14 protein-coding genes and 1 other RNA gene are annotated in these 21,595 nt (G+C 30.3%); all 15 read right to left on the bottom strand.

Features of this window, described 5'->3' with window-relative positions; all coding sequences use genetic code 11:
- Positions 1 to 20 precede the first annotated feature (20 nt).
- The 15 genes from AB8B23_RS09375 to AB8B23_RS09445 all read right to left on the bottom strand — a co-directional run bounded on the left by AB8B23_RS09375 (position 21) and on the right by AB8B23_RS09445 (position 21,540).
- Entirely contained in the window at positions 21 to 1,217 is a 1,197-nt protein-coding gene (locus AB8B23_RS09375) for a ferric reductase-like transmembrane domain-containing protein (protein WP_369712528.1), read from the bottom strand.
- Positions 1,218 to 1,446: 229 nt separating this feature from the next.
- On the bottom strand, positions 1,447 to 2,691 hold the full coding sequence (locus tag AB8B23_RS09380; RefSeq protein ID WP_369712529.1) for a GNAT family N-acetyltransferase: 1,245 nt from the start codon (positions 2,689 to 2,691) through the stop codon (positions 1,447 to 1,449).
- A gap of 153 nt (positions 2,692 to 2,844) precedes the next feature.
- An RNA gene (gene ffs, locus AB8B23_RS09385) (signal recognition particle sRNA large type) lies at positions 2,845 to 3,109 on the bottom strand.
- A 102-nt stretch (positions 3,110 to 3,211) separates the two neighbouring features.
- Positions 3,212 to 6,580, bottom strand: a complete 3,369-nt coding sequence (locus AB8B23_RS09390) for an SNF2-related protein (RefSeq protein ID WP_369712530.1) — start codon at positions 6,578 to 6,580, stop codon at positions 3,212 to 3,214.
- Positions 6,581 to 6,705: 125 nt separating this feature from the next.
- Complete coding sequence (locus tag AB8B23_RS09395; RefSeq protein ID WP_299570724.1) at positions 6,706 to 7,227, bottom strand: DUF1439 domain-containing protein; 522 nt, start codon at positions 7,225 to 7,227, stop codon at positions 6,706 to 6,708.
- A 248-nt stretch (positions 7,228 to 7,475) separates the two neighbouring features.
- Complete coding sequence (gene uvrA / locus AB8B23_RS09400; protein ID WP_369713928.1) at positions 7,476 to 10,304, bottom strand: excinuclease ABC subunit UvrA; 2,829 nt, start codon at positions 10,302 to 10,304, stop codon at positions 7,476 to 7,478.
- Between the two features lie 630 nt (positions 10,305 to 10,934).
- Entirely contained in the window at positions 10,935 to 11,327 is a 393-nt protein-coding gene (locus AB8B23_RS09405) for a hypothetical protein (protein ID WP_369712531.1), read from the bottom strand.
- A 22-nt stretch (positions 11,328 to 11,349) separates the two neighbouring features.
- On the bottom strand, positions 11,350 to 12,105 hold the full coding sequence (locus AB8B23_RS09410) for a class I SAM-dependent methyltransferase (protein ID WP_369712532.1): 756 nt from the start codon (positions 12,103 to 12,105) through the stop codon (positions 11,350 to 11,352).
- 26 nt (positions 12,106 to 12,131) lie between these two features.
- Positions 12,132 to 13,001: an ABC transporter permease gene (locus AB8B23_RS09415; RefSeq protein ID WP_147005131.1), complete on the bottom strand. Its 870-nt coding sequence runs from the start codon at positions 12,999 to 13,001 to the stop codon at positions 12,132 to 12,134.
- 46 nt (positions 13,002 to 13,047) lie between these two features.
- Complete coding sequence (locus AB8B23_RS09420; protein ID WP_369712533.1) at positions 13,048 to 14,115, bottom strand: ABC transporter permease; 1,068 nt, start codon at positions 14,113 to 14,115, stop codon at positions 13,048 to 13,050.
- A complete protein-coding gene (locus AB8B23_RS09425; RefSeq protein WP_369712534.1) occupies positions 14,108 to 15,625 on the bottom strand; it encodes an ABC transporter ATP-binding protein in 1,518 nt (505 codons plus the stop codon). The genes AB8B23_RS09420 and AB8B23_RS09425 overlap by 8 nt, the downstream gene beginning before the upstream one ends.
- A 165-nt stretch (positions 15,626 to 15,790) precedes the next feature.
- Positions 15,791 to 16,807, bottom strand: a complete 1,017-nt coding sequence (locus AB8B23_RS09430; RefSeq protein WP_369712535.1) for a hypothetical protein — start codon at positions 16,805 to 16,807, stop codon at positions 15,791 to 15,793.
- A gap of 19 nt (positions 16,808 to 16,826) precedes the next feature.
- The gene (uvrC, locus tag AB8B23_RS09435) at positions 16,827 to 18,635 is read right to left on the bottom strand and encodes an excinuclease ABC subunit UvrC (RefSeq protein ID WP_369712536.1); all 1,809 of its coding nucleotides are present in this window, start codon (positions 18,633 to 18,635) and stop codon (positions 16,827 to 16,829) included.
- Between the two features lie 53 nt (positions 18,636 to 18,688).
- A complete protein-coding gene (gene rapZ / locus AB8B23_RS09440; RefSeq protein ID WP_369712537.1) occupies positions 18,689 to 19,564 on the bottom strand; it encodes an RNase adapter RapZ in 876 nt (291 codons plus the stop codon).
- A gap of 458 nt (positions 19,565 to 20,022) precedes the next feature.
- Positions 20,023 to 21,540: an FGGY-family carbohydrate kinase gene (locus AB8B23_RS09445; RefSeq protein WP_369712538.1), complete on the bottom strand. Its 1,518-nt coding sequence runs from the start codon at positions 21,538 to 21,540 to the stop codon at positions 20,023 to 20,025.
- Positions 21,541 to 21,595: the final 55 nt, after the last annotated feature.

Genomic DNA, 21,595 nt, shown 5'->3' on the forward strand with positions numbered 1-21,595 from the left:
TAATACTTTTCAAATTATATTTATTTAAATTTAAATCCTTCATAAACTAACTCAACAGTACTGTTTAACTTATTAAATACATTTGCAAAATTATCCATCATTTTTACTGGACCACACATAAAGACAGTTGTACCATTTTCTAATTTATAATTATCAAAATTTAAATATCCAGAAACCTTACTATCTACGAGATTTAATTTAAAATTAGGATTTTTCTGTGCGAATTGCTTCATCATATCTATATGAACTGCGTTTTCTTCTCCTCTATAAGCATAATAAAAATCAATATTTCCATCTATTTTTTCGTTCTCTCTGATGTATGAAATAAACGGAGTAACCCCAATTCCACCAGCTATCCATATTTGTTTTTCTTTTCCTTTTTCTAACAACATATGACCATATGCCCTATCAATTTTTACTTTTGTTCCTTCTTTAAGATTTTGGTAAATATCAGAAGTATAATCTCCTGAATTTTTTATTGTAAAAAATATTTTATTTCCTTTCCCACCAGAAATTGAAAACGGATGAGGCGCTTTCTCAAATCCTTCCTGAAAAATTTTAATAAAAGCAAATTGACCATATCTATAATCAAAATTTTTATCTAATTCTATTTCTAATTCTGTCGTATCATGATTTAATCTCTTAACTGATACTATTTTTCCATTATTTTTAAATCCAATTTTTTGATATAAAAATATTATATAAATTCCTGAAACAAGCCCTAAAACAGCATATACTCCTATTACTAAGCTCAATAAATTAACTGATGTAAAAGCTTTCCTTGAATACGTAAATCCATGCCAAAGACCAATTATATATGCTATAAATACTATTCTATGTATCCATCTCCATGTTTCATATTTTAATTTTTTTGAAATATATGCAACTATAACCACACTTATAAATAAATAGATTGCTATATCCCCCAATCTTGCTGGAATTCTCTCGCTCCAAAGTCCAAATCCCTTACTCTTATGGTGCATTACTAATAAAATTACTGAAAATACTGCCATTAATTTATGATAAAAATACATTTTTTCTATCCCATTAAACCATTTTTCTAATAATTTTACCCTTGTTGCCAACATAAATGTTAATGATAACGTAGTCAAAGCTAACCCTGCTGTAATATTTCTTGTAGCACCTGCACTAATCCAAGCATATAATGTTATAGCTATGCTAGCAAAAATAAAAGTTATTCCTTTAATTGATTTCATAATTTTTTCTTCCTACATAAAATATATTTTATTATATTATTATGTTATCCTTTCTCTGATTTATATTTTATAAAAAATTAGTATACAATATTTTACTTATAAAAAAATTTGAATTTATATTAAATTTTATTATACAAACTAAAAAAGATGATATTTTTTTATATTTTATTAATTTTACTAGTATTTCACTTTTAATAAAAAAATATTTCTTTAATAAAATAAACTTTAATCACTCTGAATAAACAGGCTCAATATGAATCAAAAGTCTTTTTATATTTTTATATTTGTGTTTAATTTTTTTTGAAATTTTATTTGTAATATCGTGTGCTTCTTCAATTGTCTTATTTTTATCCATTCGTACATCTACAAACATATAAATGTCTTTTCCAGAAGTAGTCATGCGAAAATCGTGCGCATTTTCAATTTCTTCAAATTGTAATATTTCTGAACGAATTTTTTCAATCAGAGCATCATCTTGTGAATCCAGCAATATCAAAGAATTTTCCTTTATCAGTTCATAACCGCTCTTTATAATATAGAGTGACACAATAAATCCTACCACTGTATCAAATGCAGGATGAATCTTTGCTAGAATAAGCCCAATCAAAACAGAAGTTGATATTACAATATCTGTCTTGTAATCGGCAAGAAGTGAATTTATCAAAGTATTATTATATTTTTTTGCTTTTTTTTGCATAAAAACCAATTGAAAAATTTTTATCAGTATTGCTAGAACAGTTATAATTATTGGAATAAATGTAGTATTTACATTATTTTCGCTGTTAAAGGAAATTAATTTTGAAAAATTATCTTTTATAAGCTCAAAAGCTGTTATCATTATAAATGTACCAATTATTACACTAAAAACAGACTCTATCTTTCCATGCCCAAATGGATGCTCCTTATCTTCAGGATTGCTTCCAACCTTTAATCCCACTATAACCAATACATTGGTAATCAAGTCAGAAAGTGAATTTAATCCATCAGAAAGCAACGACATACTGTAAAAAATTTTTCCAGCTATAATTTTTAATAAAGCCAAAACAATATTTATACAAATAGCAAACTTGGAAATAGATAACATATTTTTTTTCTGTCTTTTAGTTTCTGCCAGATTATTCAATATATATCCATCTTCTGTTTTTACAAATCGCTGTTTTTCAAGAAAATTATTCATTTTTTTATGATTAGTTATGATTAGTGAGTCAAAATTTTTATTTGTAATCCAATTAATTATATATTTTAAAAAAAAGGTTCCATATCCATTATTTCTCAATTTTGGTAAAATAAATATTTTTTTTAGTTCTGCAATATCATTAAAATCTAAGATTGCATACCCGTATAATTCTTCATCATTATATAAAAAATATATATCCTCCTTTTCTTTGTCAAAAGAAAATTTTGGATCTATCTCCAGTAAATCTATTAAAATTTTACTTATATTCTCCTTTTTATCCCATTCAACTACTTTCATCGTGAAACCTCCATTCGTAGCAAAAGAAACTAAACTAAAAAAAATAATTATTAAACCACACTTAGCTTTTTAAAACAAAACTAAATAAATTTAATTTTGAAAAAAATTTAGTTTTAAGATAATAATTTTAGTTACTTAAATAAAAACAAAAAGTCATACATCAAATTCTCGAAAACATTCTACCATCCGTTTCTTAATCCAAAAGCTCAAAAACAGCTACCCTGTAAACCTAGAGAAACTAACTTAGTGCTGCTTCGTTCCCGACCTGACACATTTCGCTAACTCTCTACAATACAGGACTATTTTATCAACACTTTTGAAATAAGGCATTGACACTAAAACTTTCCTCAAATTTGACATCACCTCTACTAAAGCGGGTTGTAGATACAGGGCACCGCTAACTCCCCGGCTAGTATGACTAAATCAGTATATCATTTTTCTTAAATATTGTCAATGTTATAAAATTTCTTTTTCATAAGCACTACAATCTAAAATTTTTGAAATTTTTCAAATCAATATGTTATTTTTCAAAACTCAAAAGTTCCATCAATTCTTTCTCATTCATCTCAAAAATGTCTTTTGATTTCTGATTATCACTTTTATTGTTTTTTTCCAAAATATTTTCACTCAACACTCGTTTCTTTTCCTGAAGTTTTATTATTTTTTCCTCAATTGTACCTTCTGTTATCAGTTTTATAACTTGAACACTTTTTTTCTGTCCGATTCTGTGAGCCCTGTCACTTGCCTGATTTTCCACAGCAAAATTCCACCACGGATCATAATGAATTACAACATCTGCTCCAACCAGATTTAATCCTGTTCCTCCAGCCTTTAACGAAATTAAAACAACCTGTCCTTCACCTGAATTGAATTTTTTGGAAATTTCCATACGTTCTTTTGATTTCACGCTTCCGTCTATGAAAAAATATTTAACTTTTTCTTTTTCCAGTTCTGCCTTTATTTCTTCCAGCGTTCCTAAAAATTGTGAAAATATGAGCATTCTGTGGTTATTTCCCAAAATATCTGGCATTAGTTCCTTTAAAAGTTCAATTTTAGCAACTTCACCTTTATAATTTTCATCAAACAGCTGCGGAGAATTACAGATTTGACGTAATTTTGTTAGAATTGCCAATACTTTTAGATTATTATTTTCTTCCTTATCAAATTCTCTAAGCTCTTTTTTTACCTGTTTTACGTATGCCATGTATAATTTTTTCTGTTCACTGCTTAATTCTACTATCGTATTGTTTTCTACTTTTTCAGGCAATTCTGTTAATACTTCCTTTTTTGTTCTTCTCAAAATAAATGGAGTAACTATTTTTTTCAAATTAAATATTTTTTTAGAATCTGGCTTATCTAATGAATTTTTATATTTTTTTCTAAATCTTGTTATGTTGTCTAAATAACCAGGCAAGATAAAATCAAAAATTGACCAGAGTTCCATAATGCTGTTTTCGATTGGAGTTCCTGTAAGTGCAAAATTTACAGAGCTGTTTAGCTTATCCGTTGCTTTTTTTACAAGGGAAGATACATTTTTTATATTTTGCGCCTCATCCAGTATTGCCACATCGAATTTTTTATTTCTATAATTTTTTACATCATTTCTAAAAGTCTGATAAGTTGTTATCAAAATTCCTTTTTCAGCTTTTTCAATTAGCTCTTTTCTTGTATTGGCAGCTCCTTCTACAAGAATTGGCTTTATATCCGAAAATTTATAAAATTCCTCCTTCCAATTATGCAAAAGTGAAGTCGGAACAATAATTATTCCAAACAAATCCTTATTTTCCAGCTGAATTTCCGAAATAAGCGAAATCGCCTGCAAAGTTTTCCCAAGTCCCATATCATCAGCCAAAATTCCGCCAAAGCCAATATCATACATATTTTTTAGCCAGTTAAACCCAATTTTCTGATAAGGAAATAGTTTTACCTTTATATTTGACGGCTCTTTAATTTCACGATTTTTTATTTTTTGGAAAAGATGCTTAAATTCCTCCATTTCATTTAATTCCTCGTTAATACTTCCAGAAATTTGTGCCAGCTGCAGGGCTTTTATCTTGGAAATTCTATTTTCTCCAATTTTCAAATCTGAAATCGCATCAGCAATCCCAATCATCTCTTCAGCAGTCCTGTTGGCAATTTTCACAAGTTCCCCGCTTGACAGCGTAATGAATTTTTCTTCATTCCTTACTGCGTCCAAAACTGTTTCCACATCTTTTCCATCAATTCCCTCAATATTGAAATTTACACTAAAAAGTTCATTTTCAGCATATTTTATATTGATTTCCACGTCAATTCTACGAATTTTCCTTATCTTGTCACTCACATTAATATTCACATTTTCAGCATATTTTTCGTCAATAATATCCGCCATCGCAAGAAATTCATTTTTGTCAATTTCCAGTACAATGTCAGCTGATTTAAGCTGTTTTGGCATATTATGAAATCTATTTCCCCAATGACAATGATTCTCAACAAACTTTGCATCTGCATATTTTTGAAAATTTTCAGAAATTTCTTTTTTTAATTTTTCATTTTTTTTAGGAATAAAATAGCCCTCATTTGTCTTAATACTTTCTTCAAGGCAGGAAATCGTTACTTGAAGTTTATTTTTACTATGCCCTTCTTCTACGAAAATATTTACTTTTCCATATTCTTCTGTAATTTGGACAACTGGAATTTCATATTTTGAAAGCACTTCCTTTATTTCGTTGACTAATTTTCCTGATATTTCATTTAGATATTCTGTTCCGCTCCTAGTTCCATCTGTAAGAGTATTCATTATCTCCCATTCCACATCACTCATTTTATGAAATTTCTCAATGTTTGATATGCCGTTTCTCAAGCTAAAATAACGGCTTGTAGATGATAAGACTATAAAATCCCTTAGAATTATTTTTTCTCTTCCACGTTTATCCTTCTGAAATGCAAATATCGGCTCATATTCTCCTGTAACATAAAGTGTCTTGCCTTCAGATCTTATTGTTTTTCTATTTTCTACAGCTGAAAATATCTGTTCTGCCAGCAACGGATTCATCGGCTCACCCTGCATTTTTCCATAATAACTGTTAAAATGCATTCCAAATCCCTGCTTATTCTTAAAATAGTCATCCAGATTCTTTATTATTTTTTTATCTGTTTCATTAAAATAATGCAAATCTGGATTGTAAATATTTTTTGGTGTAACTTCATAAGATTCTTTTTTTCCTATTGAACTGATAAAAGATTCCAAATCCTTTACATAATGCAAGCTTTTTTCTCCTGCCTTTACCCTCAAGGATGATAATGTCGGTACTATTTGGCTTATTTCCAGTTCCAGCCTGTATTCATTTTTTTCTGAATCTGGAATTTCATTCTTATCAAGCCTGTCCTTTAATTCCATCAGCTTTTCCCTGAACTCGTTAATTTCTTCTTTTTCAATTTGCTTGTAGATATTTTTTTCTTTTTCCCAAAAAGATTTTTTATCCTTTTTAAAAATTTCATCATACTCTTCATCTTCTGAAATTGCTATATAGCTATCAATATTTTCTTCCTCTTCTTCCCTTTTAAATTCCCTATTTTCCTCAAAATAAATATTTCCAGCCTCAATTTCCTTGTCAGCTGCTATTCCAGTAGCAATAATATGTTTACACGGTTTTCCAGTATCAGAATAATTTGGACAGTCACATTCATACACTATGCTTCCATCCTGTTTTCTATTACTTGCAAAATAAGTTATATCCACATAATAACTGTTCCTATAACTTCCTGCAACTCTTGATTTAACAGTTATCTTATCTCCTGTTTTTATAAGTGTAGTCAACTCCACTTTTTTCTTATTAAAATATCTAATTCCTCTATCCATGATAGATGAACTTGTGAATTTACTTAATTTCTTAAATAATTTTTCCAATTTTGTATTTTCCTTCCTAAAAAGTATCCTTACTTAATCTTATCAAAGAAATTTTGAAATTACAACTTTATTTCAAAAAAAATACAGCGAAATCTAAATTCCACTGTAATCTTAACTTATTCTTTTTAAGTTTGTACAAATAATTTCCCATTTTTTATAAACATATTTTTTACCTTAATTTTTTTCTTACCGTCTGGCTCATATTTATAAACTGGGTTTGTTTCTAAATAATTTGCTATTAATGACTTCATTGATCTTGCGACAGGCGTCGAAACCATATCTTTCCCATTTTTATCCAGTATTTTTTCTACTTGCATATCTACTAGATAAAGCTGGCTTGTTTTTTCATCAAACTTGATTTCGCTATTTATTTCAATAACTCCCTCCGACCTATCTGCCAAAAGTGAGGCATCATAATCTGTCACAACATAAATTCTGTTATCCTTAAATGAAATCTTAGGATTTTTTACAGTAATTTTCCCTACCAGGAAATTTTTTGTAATTGGAAATTTTTCCTTAGCCTTTGACTCAATTATTGAATTTGGCACACGAAGCGTCTTATTTTCCAAAAAATCGCAGGAAATTACTCCAAACATCATTATTAACATTAATAACGCCGTTTTTAAAAATGAATTTTTACTTTTCATAACCAATCTTTTTCTCCTTTTCTTTGTTACAATTTACTTGAACTTATAGTAAAACTAGTTTAAAACAGAATTCAAAAATCATGACTATTTTACTCAAACCCTAAATTATATAATTTCTAGCAGTTCAATTTTAAATGGGTTCGACTATATTTTAAAATAATTTTCAAGTATTTGCTTGACCTAATAATACAAAATATTATTTATTATTTCATATTTTTAAAATTAGTTTTATCTTTTATTACAAAATTTTACTTCAAATATTTTTTCAAAAATTTTGCTGTATGTGATTTTCGAGATTTTATTATTTCTTCTGGAGTACCTTGTGCAATAATCTGTCCGCCTTTATGCCCTCCTTCAGGACCTATATCTATTATATAGTCAGCATATTTTATAACATCAAGGTTATGCTCTATTACAAGTACTGTATTCCCCTTTTCTACAAGACGATTTAATACTTCCAGCAATTTTCTGATATCTTCAAAATGAAGTCCAGTTGTAGGCTCATCTAGCACATAAATTGTATTACCACGTGAAATTTTAGAAAGTTCTGTGGCAAGTTTTATTCTTTGAGCTTCTCCTCCAGAAAGAGTTGTCGCAGGCTGCCCCAGCTGGATATAGTTCATTCCTACATCAATTAATGTCTGCAATTTTCTCTCAAGAGTTGGAATATTCTTAAAAAATTCGTATGCTTCCTCAACCGTCATATCCAGCACATCCGAAATACTTTTCCCTTTGTAATGCACTTCCAACGTTTCCCTGTTATAACGTTTTCCTTTACAAACTTCACATTCCACATAAACATCAGGTAGAAAATTCATTTCAATTTTATTAATTCCAGCACCGCTACAGGCTTCACATCGTCCACCTTTTACATTAAATGAAAATCTTCCTTTACTGTATCCTCTTACTTTCGCATCGTTTGTCTGAGCAAATAAATCTCTTATATCATCAAATATTTTCGTATAAGTTGCAGTATTTGAACGAGGAGTTCTTCCAATCGGCGATTGATTTATGTCAATTACCTTTTCTAAATGCTCAAGTCCTTCTATTCCGCCATTTTCCAGCGGATATAATTTTCCTTTATTAAGTCTATTGTGAAGTTCTGGATAAAGTGTCTGATTTATCAATGTCGATTTTCCACTTCCAGAAACTCCTGTAACTACAGTAAATACTTCTAGTGGAATGTGTACTGTAACATTTTTCAGATTATTTCCCTTCGCATTTTTCAAAACAATTTCTTTAGTGGCTTTTCTTCTCTTTTCAGGTACTTCTATTTTTATTTTCCCATTCAAATATTGTGCAGTCAATGATTTTTTATTTTTCATAACCTGTTTTGGAGTACCTTCCGCAACGACTTCTCCACCATTAATTCCAGCTCCTGGTCCTATGTCAACCAAATAATCAGCTTCCCTCATTGTATCCTCATCATGCTCAACGACAATCAAGCTATTCCCAATATCTCGTAAATCCTTCAATGTTGCAAGCAATTTATCATTATCTCTCTGATGAAGTCCGATACTTGGCTCATCCAGCACATAAATAACACCTGTAAGCCTGCTTCCAATCTGAGTTGCCAGCCTTATTCTCTGAGATTCTCCACCAGATAGAGTTTTTGTCATTCTGGCAAGACTCAAATAATCAAGTCCCACATTTATCATAAATTTCAGCCGCTCTTTTATTTCCTTCAATATTTCAGCCGCAATTTGCATCTGCTTTTCAGTAAGTGTAATATTTTCATAAAATTTCAGCGCATCAACAACACTTATTTCTGTCAGGTCAATAATGCTCTTATCGTTTACAGTTATCGCCAAAACAACATCTTTCAGTCTTTTTCCCTTACAAGTCTTACAAGTTCTCTCCGTCATATATTTAACTTCCATTTCTTCTTTTGCTGACTCCGAAGCAGTTTCTCTATATCGACGTTCAATACCATTTACAATTCCTTCAAATTCTCTATTTCCATTATAACTAAAACTATCCCCGCTCCAAGAAAACTTAAACTTCTTATTACTTCCATAAAAAATTATATCCTTCTCTTTCCGAGTCAATTTAGACACCTTTTTATCCAAGTCGATTTTATGGGCTTTTGCCATTGCCGTAAATAAATCCCAGTTCCACCCCTTTTTTGTAGTCGCTCCTGGAAAAACAATTCCACCTTCATTAATTGATAAATTTTCATCTACAATTAATTTATTCTCATCCACTTCCAGCCTTGAACCAAGTCCATTACAAACTTCACAAGCCCCATAAGGTGCATTAAACGAAAACAGTCTTGGCACAACATCTGGAAAAATCACATCAGGATGATTTGGACAGGAAAAATTTTCACTATACTTGTTATCTTCTCCATTTACATTTGCAATAATTTTTCCATTAGAAAGCTCACTCGCTGTTTCAATAGCTTCTGTAATTCTACTCAAAAATTCCTTATCATCTTTTTTTACAACAAGCCTATCCACAACAACTTCAATATTGTGTCTTTTATTCTTATCTAAGTCAATTGTGTCATTCAAGTCCAAAATATCTCCATTTACCCGAACTCTCTGAAATCCTTTTTTCTGCAAATTCAAGAATAAATTTTTATGAGTCCCCTTTTTATCAATAACAACAGGTGACAATACAATCAGCTTATCCTTTTCATTCCGTCCATTCACAAGATTATCTACAATTTCCTGAATCGACTGTTTTTCCACCTTCTGATGACAAATTGGACAATGTGCCTCTCCAATATGTGCCCATAAAAGCCTCATATAATCATAAATTTCCGTAGTTGTCCCAACAGTTGAACGAGGATTCTTAGAAACACTTTTCTGCTCAATCGAAATCGCAGGCGAAAGCCCCTCAATACTATCCAATTCAGGCTTCTGCATTTGACCAATAAACATTCTCGCATAAGCAGACAAACTCTCCACATACCTTCTTTGCCCTTCCGAATAAATCGTATCAAACGCAAGCGAAGACTTTCCACTCCCCGAAACCCCTGTAATTACGACAAGCTCATTCTTAGGAATCTCAATATCAATATTCTTCAAATTATGCTCTCTTGCTCCAATAATTTTTATCTTGTTGTCTTTCATTTTCTTCAATGTTCCTCTCTCCTAAAATTCCTCCTCAATAAACCAATTCCTCTTTTATTTTTTTACTTTAGACTATTCTTATTAATAATAGTTTTTTTATTTTATATTCTTAATCTTTTTTAACGTAAGGGCATCAAACGCCATGCCCTTACAACCCCGCTTTACGCAAAACTTTCTTATAAAGAAAAAATAAAACTCGATTTTGAATCAAAGTTATTTTAATACAAATAGTCAAATATAATTTAAAATTTATTTCAAAATCTCAAACAGTTATTTTTTCTTTAACGAAATTTTGCTTCGTTTTTATTTCAGTTAAAAAAATTCTTTAGTTTTAATAAGTCGACGGAGCTTTTATTTGTTCAACTACGACTGTCTGACGACTGAAAGGAGGAGTTTCGGAGTTGGGCAAATAAAAGACATAGTATAGCCATAGGTATTGCGTAGCAATCTTGCCACAATTTTAATTATCAGGATAAACTTTTACTGCAAGATAAGGATTTGCGGCAATGAGCAATCCTGCAAAAATAAATAAAGAAAAGCTATTTATTAATAATAAATTTTTAAAGACAAAAAAGCCTGTTTCACAAATTTTTTTTACAATCTATGAAACAGATTTTTTCAATTATTATTTTAATCTAAATATTTTTTATATTCATTTGTTAATTCCAATATTCTTTGTTGTATTAAATTAATTTCTCTTATTGTTTGAGCTTTTTCTCTTGAACATAAACCATGAAAAATAACATCTCCAGTATAATTTTTCGATTCGGATAAATTTTTTATCCATATCTTTTGTGAATTAATTAAATTTTGTTTTAATTTATTATTTTTATCAAATTTTTGAATTAATTTGTTATATATTTCATTCATTTTTTCCCATTCATCTTTCAATTCGTCTAAATGATTTCTACGCTTTTTATCACAACTACTAAAATTTTCTCCTAATTTTAAAATAATCACTTCTGAACTTTTCGAAAAAGAAACTAAAGAAAATACCACAAATATAAAAATTATTTTTTTCATATTAATTATTCCTTTTATATTTTTATTCTTTTATTGCTCTTGTCGCCACAAAACTTGCAATATTAAGTTCATGCAACCTTCCAAATCCATTTGTATCATCGTAAATATCTGTTAGTCTAAATCCAGCCTTTAATTGTCCGCCTATCTGTTCTGATATTGTGTGGGAAAATTGAATTCCACAGTCCTGTTCTTCCAGCTGTTTTCTTTGCTCTTCGTTGACTAATGGATTGAATGGAAGACTATTAATGATTTTTTCTTCCTTTTCATCTACAGTATAATTTGTTCCAATATCCAGTCCGCACAATAAAATTCCACCTTTTTTCAAGATTCGGTAGCATTCTTTAAAAACTGGTTCAACTTTTTCAATGTAGCAGTTGCTTACTGGGTGGAAAATTATGTCAAAACTGTTATCTGCAAATGGTAATTTTTTTGTCATATCAGCTTTGATAATTTCTATTTCATATTTTTCACGTTCTGCAACCATTTTTTCAGCTTCTAGCTGTTTTTCTGAATAATCTAGCACAGTACAATTTGCACCTAAAGCTGTAAATATAGGCATTTGCTGTCCACCACCAGAAGCCAATCCTAATATTTTTTTATCTTTTAAGTTTCCAAACCATTCGTGAGGTACAGGATTTACAGGCGTTAAGAGAACATCCCAATTACCATTTTTGGTATTTAAATACGTTTCATGGCTAATTGGTTGTCCCCATTCCCAGCCTTCTTCAATCCAACGGTCAATTGTTTCTGCATTTATTTCCTGATAAGATTTTGACATTTTTATTCCTTTTTTGTTATCAAATTTTATTTTTCATACGGCAATCCTGATGCTTTTGGTGCTTTCGATTTTCCTACAAATCCAACTAATGCCAATAAAGTCAAAACGTATGGTATCATTGTCAAAAATTGCTGAGATATTGGTAACCCGATTGTTTTTGAGACATCTGCAAATGCTTGTCCGAAAGCAAATAATAGGCTTGCCAAAATTGCTCCTAATGGATTCCATTTTCCAAAAATCATTGCAGCCATGGCAATGTATCCACGTCCTGCTGACATATTGTTTGAAAAAGATGGAAGCAATACTGCTGTAAGATAAGCCCCTCCAAGCCCTCCTAATGCACCTGATATAAGCACAGCGATGTATCTTGTCTTATAAACACTTATTCCAACTGTATCGGCCGCTAACGGATGTTCTCCCACGGAACGAATTCTCAATCCTAAAACTGTTTTATATAAGAAAAAATACATTGCTATAGCGATTGCATAGATTATAATTATCATTAATGGACGATTTGCCAATGACTTTGCCAATGGAGTACTTCCAGCAGTTTTATAGATGGCTTTTATAGAATACGAAGTGATTGCAGCTGCAAATAAATTTATTGCAACTCCACTTATAATTTGATTTCCTTTAAGATTAATGCTTATTACTGCGTGAATTAGTGAGATTAAGACCCCCACTATCACTCCAAAAATTATTCCTAAATATGGATTTCCTGTAGCAATATTGACAACTGCTGTTGCAAACGCTGAACTTAGCATAATTCCTTCAAGTCCAATATTAACAACTCCACTTTTTTCAGAAATACACGCTCCTACAGCTGTTATTAAAATTGGAGGTGCTATTATTATTGTTTGTTGCAATAAATTAAATATTTGTTTTAATACAATCATTTTATTTTTCCTTTCTGACTCAATATTTTTTATTTGATAATTAAATTTATACCGTTTTCTTTTTATTAAGCATAAATTTAAATAAATTTTCTGACGCTACGAAAATAATTATTAATGCTTGTATAATAAATACAATATCTTTATCAATCTGGTATCTTTGCTGCAACATTTGTCCCCCAACTTCAAGTGCCGCATAAAATATCGCTGCAACTAATATTCCAAATGGGTTATTTTTTCCAAGAAGTGCTACTGCAAGTCCTGTAAATCCATAATCTCCCATTATTAACTCAGTGTATGTGTACTGTGATGCTCCACCTAAAACACGTTCAGCTCCTCCAAGTCCAGCACATGCTCCAGCGATTCCCATTGCCAAAAACATAATATGTCTTGGATTGATTCCTGCATTTTCAGCAACTGTATCACTTTGTCCGACAGCTTTTATTTCGTATCCTTTTTTAAAATATTTGAAAAAGAAAAATATTCCTATTGTCAGAAGAATTGCGATTATAAAACCAAAATTTAAGTTTTGTTTTGTAATTTTTGAAAAAAGTAGCGGTAATCTTGCTCCTTCAAAGATACGTGGAGATTGTGTATTTTGTGAAGCAGGATCTTTTAAAGGCCCATTTAACAAGAAATTTTGCACTTCAATCATAATATAGTTTAACATAATCGTACTGATTACTTCACTTACTCCAAATTTTGCACGCAACAGTCCAGCTATTCCAGCCCAAAGAAATCCAGCAATTATAGCCACAATTATTACAACAATCACATTTCCAAAAACATAATTTCTAAATGTGATTGCCCAGAAAGTAGCCGCAAGTCCTCCTGCAATCATTTGTCCTTGCATTCCTATATTAAATAATCCCGCTTTAAAGGCTACCATTGTGGCAAGTGCTGAAAATATTAATGGTGTTGCAATAAATAATGTCTTTGCAAGTCCACTAAATAATGGAGATCTTGGCGAAGTTTGATAAAAAGCTGCTCGCATCATATCGGTATAGGCTGTAAATGGATTTACACCTTTTGTTATCATTATCATTCCACCAATAATTAATGCGATTAATACTGCAATTATAGATGGTAGAAAATCCTTTATCTTATTTTTAATCATCTATTTTCCCTCCTGCCATTAATATTCCTATTTTTTCTGTTGTTGCATCTTTTCTATCCAAAATCCCTACAATTCTTCCCGAATACATTACTGCAATTCTGTCACTTAACGCCATTATTTCTGATAACTCTGCCGAAACAAGCATTATAGCCTTTTTCTGAGTTTTTTCATTCAAAATCGTATTATGAATCATCTCAATTGCACCAATATCGACTCCTCTTGTAGGCTGTGCCGCAATAATAAATTTATTTTCACGTTCCAGCTCTCTTGCTACAACGACTTTTTGCTGATTTCCTCCAGACAGTCCGCCAAATTTTATTTTTCCATCTGTAGGTCTAATATCGTATTTTTCTATATATTCATTAGTTTTTTTCTCAATTTCACTATAATCTAGCAATATTCCTTTAGAATATTGATCCTGAAGTCCTAAAGCCATATTCTCCTCTATAGTAAAATCATCAATAGTTGCTCTTTTATGTCTGTCTTCAGGTATATGGGAAAGTCCTTTTTCCTTAATAAGTTTTGGTGATTTATTTTCCAACTCATCGTTATCTATAAAATATGTTCCACCATCAACTTTTATAAGTCCTGCCAAAGCCTCAATAAGTTCAGTCTGTCCATTTCCCTGTACTCCGGCTATTCCCAGCACTTCACCTTCACGGATTTCAAATGAAACATCCTTAACTTTCTCAATGCCTCCACTTTTTATTGTCAAATTCTCAACTTTTACAACTACATCCCCAAGTTTTACATCCGGACGTTTCACTTCGAACAGCACAACACGCCCAACCATAAGATTGGCAATTTTTTCCTTTGTAGCTTCCACAGTTTTTAGTTCCCCAACGTCGCTTCCACGACGAATAACTGTAATATTATCTGATAAATCAAGTACTTCCTGTAATTTATGAGAAATAAAGATTATTGTTTTCCCTTCTTTTACAAGATTTCTCATAATTTCATAAAGTTCTTTTACTTCCTGAGGTGTAAGCACTGCACTCGGCTCATCAAACACCAATAGCTCCGCTCCTTTAAATAGCACCTTCAAAATCTCAATTCTCTGATGAATTCCAACTGATAAATCTGACACTTTTGCATCTGGATCAATATTCAGTCCATATCTTTCAGAAACTTCCCTAACCTTCTTTCTTGCAGTATTCAAATCAAAAAATACTCCACCCTTTTTAGGTTCAAATCCTAAAACCATATTTTCAGCAACTGTCAATGTATCAACTAGCATAAAATGCTGATAAACCATTCCAATTCCCAAGTTTGCCGCAGTCGTAGGACTTTCAATATCAATTTTTTCCCCTTTATAAAAAATCTCACCAGAAGTCGGAGAATACAATCCATTCAAAATCTTCATAAGCGTAGACTTACCTGCTCCATTTTCCCCAACAATTGCATGAATCTCCCCTTTTTTTACTTTTAGCGTAATATCATCATTTGCGACAATTTTTCCGCCCAAAAATTCTTTACGTATATTTTTCATTTCCAAAATATATCCGCTCATTTTTCCTCCTACTTCTCTAAGATTTATCCTTATTCAATATTTTTTCATCCATAAATCATTCATTCAAAAACTTTTTTAATTATTCTTAAATTAACAGAAATTTTTAAACAAACGATTTAAGATTTTATATTAAACAAATTTATTATTTACATAAAAAATATAATTTTAAAAAAAGTCTGATACATAGTAGTTTGAACTTGTTTTTAGCAAACTAAGTACTTCTATTGGCTTTTTCACGACATTTATCTTATAATCCTTGTAATAATATTTTGGATTTTTTCCTCCTATAAATACTACTGTATTGTTTTCATTATAAGTATAGCCATGATATTCACTATTTTCAAGTAGTAATGGTGTTCTTTTTAATTTTAGCTGATTTTTCGCAAGTTCTTCTATGATTTCGTTAGGAAAGCCTGTTAGATAAACATTTCTTTGAAGTTCTGGCAATACTGCCTGATCTTCTAGTTTATCAGAAATTAGAATATCTTTGTCAAATTTGTACACAGAATCATCTTTAAACTTGTTTAATCCTGAATTTTCATAAGTTTCTTTTATAAAAAATTCAACATTTGATTTTTCAAAATTTTCTACAACTTCTTTTCGATTGTTTCTCAACTCTTCAATCAAGAACTCCTTATCCAGTTCTGAATAAACGTTTTTGGGATTAAAATCAGTTTTATTTAAAAGTTCATAAAGTACATAAATCTGTCTATTCAAATATTCCTGATCTGTCCCAAGGTATTCTGTCAAATTAGCACCGCTTGACATTGCAACCATCTGCTGTCTATAATATTCATCCAAAGAAGATGCAGGCAGCTCTAATATTTTTTCCTCTTCTGAAAGCTGATCAATTTTTATATCCTGCATTTCCTGATAAAATCTATTTTCCAGAAGCAATGAATATTTCTTTCCTTTTTTTATATTTTTCAGGAAAGTATTAAATTCATTGTAAAATCTGTTTTTTCCAAACAAATCTGTCGGATAAGTAATTTCGAATAATTTTATCTCGTAACGCCCCGGTATAACCTTTCGCATTTTCTCTTCCCCATCAATCATCACTTTTACCTGATTAAATCGTGGCTGTTCTTCTTCCTTCCATTTTATCTCCTTTTTTATTTTATCAAAAAGAGCAAAACTCGTTATACTGCATCCAAGCAACATCAAAATTATTAATTTTTTCAAGTTTTTCCTCCTAATATTTTTATAAATTTTCTTTTATAGAAATCGCAATATTTTCTGGCACGACTTCCATCAATTCTTCCAATGTCGCATTTCGTATATTTTTTATCAATCCAAATTTTTTTATTAATTCTTTTTTACGTTTTGGACCAATTCCCGCAATATCATCTAATGCACTTTTTACATTTCGTTTACTTCTTAATTTTCTATGATGTGTAATTCCAAATCTGTGTGCTTCATCACGCAATCTTTGCAAAATTTTCAATGTTTCATCTGTTTTTTCAAATAAATATGGCTCACTTTCATAACTTTTAAAAATTTCCTCTTCCCTTTTTGCAATTCCAATTACATCGGTATACTCTATTTTTCCAAGTTTTTCCAGCACATCTACAGCTACACCTAGCTGTCCTTTTCCACCATCTATTAAAATTAAATTGGGCATTTGGTCATTTTCTATTTTGGAATATCTTCGTGTCAATGCTTCTCTCATCATTAAGAAGTCATCAGGTGTGTCTTTTACAGTAATCTTAAAATGTCTGTATTCCTTTGGCGTAGTTTCCCCATCCAGTGCTACCGTCATTGCTGCAACCGCATCTTTTCCCTGAATATTTGAAATATCAAAACATTCAATTCGGTAAGGCAAACTTTTTAACCGCAGTTCTTTTTTCAAATTACGCAATCCTTCCTGAACCATACGACGTTTTCTGTAGTATTTATCGACTTCTTCACGCAGGTTTAAATACCCCATTTCTAACAGTTGTAATCTTCGGCTATTTATTTTTGGAAAATGAAATTTTATTTCCCTATGTTTTTCAATTTTTGCCCATTCTTTTATTAAAAGTTCGCTTGACATAAATCTTTCATCACAAATGATATGCTTTGGAATATTCCTTTTTTCATAGTACGAAGTAATTAATCTCTCGAACAGGTTCTCCTCCTGACTTCTCTCCATTGAAATTATTGTATGATTTTTATTAATAACCTTCCCTTCCCGAATATTCAGCACACACAAAAACACATTTTCTCTTTTTTCCTCGAACACAAACACATCTTCGTCAATTTCCTTGCTGTATTCAATAATCTGTGTTTCAAGCATTTTTTTCAATACGCTCAACTTTTCACGTTCACTAATTGCACGCTCAAATTCCATTTCATCACTAAACTTTTTCATTCGGCTTTCCAGCATTTCAATAACTTTGTCAGAATGTCCCTTCAAAAAATTCTTGAAATTTTTGACATTTGTACTGTACTCATCTTCGATATCTTTGTATTTACAAGGTGCAGGACAAGTTTTCATATAATATTTTAAACAAGGTTTTGTTATTTTATCCATACTTCGATTGCAGTCTCGTACTGGAAATATCTTAATAAGCGACTTCATTGCAAAAAATATTCCCATTGGATATGGTCCAAAATATTCTGCATTTTCATTTAATTTTTTTGTACTTCTTACAATTTCCACTTTAGGAAATTTTTCTTTTGTAAACTTTATATATGGGTAAGTTTTTTCATCTTTTAATAAAATATTGTATTTTGGCTTATTCTTCTTTATCAAGTTATTTTCCAGAATAAGCGCTTCAACTTCTGATTTACAGATAAAAAACTCAATATCCCTAATATTTTTGACTAATTCCAGCGTTTTCTGATTATGCGAATTTACATTCATAAAGTAAGATTTCACCCGATTTTGCAAATTTTTCGCTTTCCCAACATAAATAATCTTTCCTCGAGCATTTTTCATTAGATAAACTCCTGGATGTGTCGGAATATCTTTATATTTAATTGGTGATTTTATTTCTTCTTCAATTTTCAATTTTTTTAATTTTTCCATATTTCTTCTTTTTCTATATTATTTTATAATTTGCATTCACATTTTTGAATAAATTAAATTTCTTTTTTCTCTCCCACTTCCCTGTGAAATTTTCCAATGTGATAGTCCATCCTTTGTGAAAGGTCATCATAAAGTTTATTCACGAAGGTAGCTGAACGATGCTGTCCTCCTGAACATCCAATTCCTATACGTAAATGAGATTTTCCTTCTTTTTCATATTTTGGAATTAGATACAAAAGCATATCTAACAGCTTTTTGTAAAATTCTTGGCTTTCTGGCAGTCCCATTACATAATCCTGAACTTCCTTATGATTTCCAGTTTTATTTTTTAAATTATCAATGTAATAAGGATTTGGTAAAAATCGTAAATCGAACATTAAATGCAAATCTAGTGGAATTCCATATTTAAAGCCAAAAGATGTTAAATTGATGCTTATTTTTTTTCTTTGATCTGAAAATTCCTTTTCTAAAATTTCCTGAAGCTCCTTTACCGATAACGTACTTGTATCAATCACTAAATCGGCTTTTACCATAAAATCTTTTATAATTTTACGTTCTGCTTTTATATTTGCAAGTAATGTATCATATAGATTTAGAGGATGTTTTCTTCTGGAAAGTTCATATCTGCTCAAAAGAACATCTGTTCTTGCATCCAGATAAATCATAGTATGCAAAATTTCCTCTTTATCCAGTACTTCAAGCTGTTTTGTCAATTGTTCTATAAACTCCTGATTTCTAACATCTATCGCTATTGCCACCCGATTTCTCTTTTCACTGCTAATAAATATCTCGTTCAAATACTGAAATAAATTAATAGGAAAATTGTCAATACAAAAGTACTCCCTGTCCTCAAAAAAATTCATTGCCTCAGATTTTCCAGCCCCACTCATTCCAGTTATTATAACCAGCTCTTTTTTTGCTTTATCCATAAAACAGCCCTCTTTACAAAATAAATTTATTTTTCATTTCACTTAAAATTATTATAGCATATCTCTTAATAAATATAAATAATTTTTCTTTTAGCAAATAAAACAATTATCACAAATATTTTATTCCAAAAAAAGACTACTTAAAATTTTAAGTAATCTTACATCCTATTTATTTTTTAATCATATCTTATAAGTTAATAAAAATCAATTTTTCTTTTTTATTTGAATATACAAAAAATATTGACAAAGCTAATAATTAATGAAATTGTTAAATTGAAATTTTACGAATATAAATTAAGATAATATGAAATGAAATACTAATTGTAATGAAATATTTCTACTATAAACACAAAGATTTTTTCAATACTCAATATGCAAGTTAAGATAAAAATTTCTATAACTAATAAAAATATTACCCACTTATTTTATCTTTTTCAAATGGATAATATTTTTAATTTTTATAATTCTTCATTTAATTTTTTTAAACTATGAAAAGTTGTATCCATACTTTTTAGGATTTCCTGATATACTTCATATTTTTTTATATATTTTTTATGTTCTTCTTCAACAGGCTCGTATCTGTCTTTTATTCTAACCATCTTTTTTATAGTGTCTTCCAACGAAGTTTTTTCTATTGCCTGATAACTTGCAATCGCTCCACCAAGTCCACCTAACTCACTTCCTTCTAAAGTTTCAACAGGAATATTTAAAATATCAGAAAAAATTTGACACCATTGTTTTGAATTAGTTCCGCCTCCTGAAATACGAATTACATCTGGTCTTTTCCCTAAATTTTTTTCCAGTTTATCCAAGTGCTGTTTATGAGAAAATACAATTCCTTCATAAACAGAACGAACCATTTCTAATTTTGTAGTTGTCGCTGTAAGTCCCAAGAAACATGATGGCGCCTCAGTACGGGTATTACTTCCATACAAGAATGGCAAAAATATAACTTTGCTATAAGAAGCCGTGGTATCTTTTAAAAATGCTTCAAGTCCAATATAAATACTTTCTGTTTCTTTTAGGCTGGACATTTCTTCAGACATCAGCATATTTAAAATAATATCTAGATTTCCAGCAGAAGTTGGACTCGATTCTTCTACTAAAAAATCTCGATTTGGAAAATACGAGTTCATTTGACCGCTTTCATATGATGCAGGTGTTTTCGATGGATAAGTATTTATATTCCAAGTTCCTGCAATAACACTAAATGTAGAGCTGTCTAAAACTCCAGAACCTATTGCACAAGCATCAATATCAAATAATCCACCTACAACAGGAGTTCCTTCTAAAAGCCCTGTAATTTCAGCAACCTCTTTTGTAACTCCTCCGACAATTTCATTATAATCAACTAATGGCGGCAGTGCTTCTTTCATTTCAGGAATTTCAAAAAATTCTAAAATTTCATCATCATAGGCTCCTTTTTCAAAATTAATCCAATGATTTCCCGAAGCATCTCCATATTCCTGATTTACTTTTCCAGTTAGTTTAAAACGAACATAATCCTTTGCAGATAAAATTGCTCCTATATTATTATAAGCTTTAGGTTCGTTTTCTTTTAACCAACGTAACAATACCGGATTTTGAACGCCAAAAACATGCTGTCTTGTCTTATTCCATATTTTTTTTATTTTATTTTCAAATTTATTAGCTAATTCTCCCGCTCTTCCATCTGTTGATAAAATTCCGTTCATAAATTCATTGTGATTTTTATCTAGTACATAAAGTCCTTTTCCGTGACCAACACAAGCGACTGCACTGATATCTCTTCCAGTTAGATTTGATTTTTTTAGAACTTTTTTTATCGAATCATAAATAGCTTCTGAAGTTTCTTTTAAATCAACTTCCCTGTAATCTGGTTTTACTTCTTTTCTCATCGTATGAAAAGAAGAGACACCAATTTCATTTCCATTTTCATCAAAAATAATAGCTTTTGTGTTTGTTCCTCCATAATCTATACTCAAAAAATATTTCATAAACTATTCTCCTTTTACAAAAAGTCAACATTAAGAAATACAAGAAGCAAAAGCT

This window comes from Leptotrichia sp. HSP-342, assembly GCF_041199995.1.
In the GTDB taxonomy this organism is placed as follows: domain Bacteria; phylum Fusobacteriota; class Fusobacteriia; order Fusobacteriales; family Leptotrichiaceae; genus Leptotrichia; species Leptotrichia mesophila.

What these genes read in the sequence shown, in the direction of transcription:
- AB8B23_RS09375 (WP_369712528.1), bottom strand. Translation starts at nt 1,217, where the DNA reads ATGAAATCAATTAAAGGAATAACTTTTATTTTTGCTAGCATAGCTATA.
- AB8B23_RS09380 (WP_369712529.1), bottom strand. Translation starts at nt 2,691, where the DNA reads ATGAAAGTAGTTGAATGGGATAAAAAGGAGAATATAAGTAAAATTTTA.
- AB8B23_RS09395 (WP_299570724.1), bottom strand. Translation starts at nt 7,227, where the DNA reads ATGAAAAGTAAAAATTCATTTTTAAAAACGGCGTTATTAATGTTAATA.
- uvrA (WP_369713928.1), bottom strand. Translation starts at nt 10,304, where the DNA reads ATGAAAGACAACAAGATAAAAATTATTGGAGCAAGAGAGCATAATTTG.
- AB8B23_RS09405 (WP_369712531.1), bottom strand. Translation starts at nt 11,327, where the DNA reads ATGAAAAAAATAATTTTTATATTTGTGGTATTTTCTTTAGTTTCTTTT.
- AB8B23_RS09410 (WP_369712532.1), bottom strand. Translation starts at nt 12,105, where the DNA reads ATGTCAAAATCTTATCAGGAAATAAATGCAGAAACAATTGACCGTTGG.
- AB8B23_RS09415 (WP_147005131.1), bottom strand. Translation starts at nt 13,001, where the DNA reads ATGATTGTATTAAAACAAATATTTAATTTATTGCAACAAACAATAATA.
- AB8B23_RS09420 (WP_369712533.1), bottom strand. Translation starts at nt 14,115, where the DNA reads ATGATTAAAAATAAGATAAAGGATTTTCTACCATCTATAATTGCAGTA.
- AB8B23_RS09425 (WP_369712534.1), bottom strand. Translation starts at nt 15,625, where the DNA reads ATGAGCGGATATATTTTGGAAATGAAAAATATACGTAAAGAATTTTTG.
- uvrC (WP_369712536.1), bottom strand. Translation starts at nt 18,635, where the DNA reads ATGGAAAAATTAAAAAAATTGAAAATTGAAGAAGAAATAAAATCACCA.
- rapZ (WP_369712537.1), bottom strand. Translation starts at nt 19,564, where the DNA reads ATGGATAAAGCAAAAAAAGAGCTGGTTATAATAACTGGAATGAGTGGG.
- AB8B23_RS09445 (WP_369712538.1), bottom strand. Translation starts at nt 21,540, where the DNA reads ATGAAATATTTTTTGAGTATAGATTATGGAGGAACAAACACAAAAGCT.